Genomic DNA, 1,191 nt, shown 5'->3' with positions numbered 1-1,191 from the left:
ATGTCCAAGGAAAAGTTCGAGCGCAAGAAGCCGCACGTGAACGTGGGCACCATTGGTCACGTGGACCACGGCAAGACGACGCTGACGGCGGCGCTGACGAAGGTAGGGGCCGAGCGTTTTGGTGGCGAGTTCAAGGCCTACGACGCGATTGACGCGGCGCCGGAGGAGAAGGCGCGCGGCATCACGATTTCGACGGCGCACGTGGAGTACGAGTCGCCGACCCGGCATTACGCGCATGTGGACTGCCCGGGTCATGCCGACTACGTGAAGAACATGATCACGGGTGCGGCGCAGATGGACGGTGCGATCCTGGTGGTGTCGGCGGCGGACGGTCCGATGCCGCAGACGCGCGAGCACATCCTGCTGGCGCGGCAGGTGGGCGTGCCGTACATCGTGGTGTTCATGAACAAGGCGGACATGGTGGATGACGCCGAGCTGCTGGAGCTTGTGGAGATGGAGATCCGCGAGCTGCTGAGCAAGTACAATTTCCCTGGCGACGACACCCCGATCATCAAGGGGTCGGCGCTGAAGGCGCTGGAGGGCGACCAGTCGGAGATTGGCGTGCCGGCGATCATCAAGCTGGTGGAGGCGCTGGACAGCTACATTCCGGAGCCGCAGCGCGATGTGGACAAGGCGTTCCTGATGCCGGTCGAGGACGTGTTCTCGATTTCGGGCCGTGGCACGGTGGTGACCGGGCGTATCGAGCGCGGCGTGATCAAGGTGGGCGACGAGGTCGAGATCGTGGGCATCCGTCCGACCACCAAGACGACGGTGACCGGCGTGGAGATGTTCCGCAAGCTGCTGGACCAGGGCCAGGCGGGCGACAACGCCGGTCTGCTGCTGCGCGGCACCAAGCGTGACGAGGTGGAGCGCGGTCAGGTGCTGGCCAAGCCGGGCACGATCACCCCGCACACGGAGTTCGAGGCCGAGGTGTACGTGCTGAGCAAGGACGAGGGTGGCCGTCACACGCCGTTCTTCAAGGGCTATCGTCCGCAGTTTTATTTCCGCACGACGGACGTGACCGGCGCGGTGCAGCTGCCGGAGGGTGTGGAGATGGTGATGCCGGGCGACAACGTGAAGATGGTGGTGTCGCTGATTGCGCCGATCGCGATGGACGAGGGCCTGCGTTTCGCGATCCGCGAGGGCGGCCGCACCGTCGGCGCCGGCGTGGTTTCCAAGATCATCAAGTAA

1 protein-coding gene is annotated in these 1,191 nt (G+C 65.0%); it reads left to right on the top strand.

The genetic code is table 11. The features are described from left to right. Nucleotides 1–1,191, top strand: a complete 1,191-nt coding sequence (gene tuf / locus F0415_RS12530; RefSeq protein WP_149861547.1) for an elongation factor Tu — start codon at nt 1–3, stop codon at nt 1,189–1,191.

This window comes from Arenimonas fontis (assembly GCF_008386465.1).
Taxonomy (GTDB): domain Bacteria; phylum Pseudomonadota; class Gammaproteobacteria; order Xanthomonadales; family Xanthomonadaceae; genus Arenimonas; species Arenimonas fontis.
The sequence above is the reverse complement of the archived record's forward strand: the minus strand, read 5'-3'. Positions and strand labels throughout refer to the sequence as shown.

Coding starts and splice junctions, on each gene's coding strand:
- tuf (WP_149861547.1), top strand. CDS start 1: ATGTCCAAGGAAAAGTTCGAGCGCAAGAAGCCGCACGTGAACGTGGGC.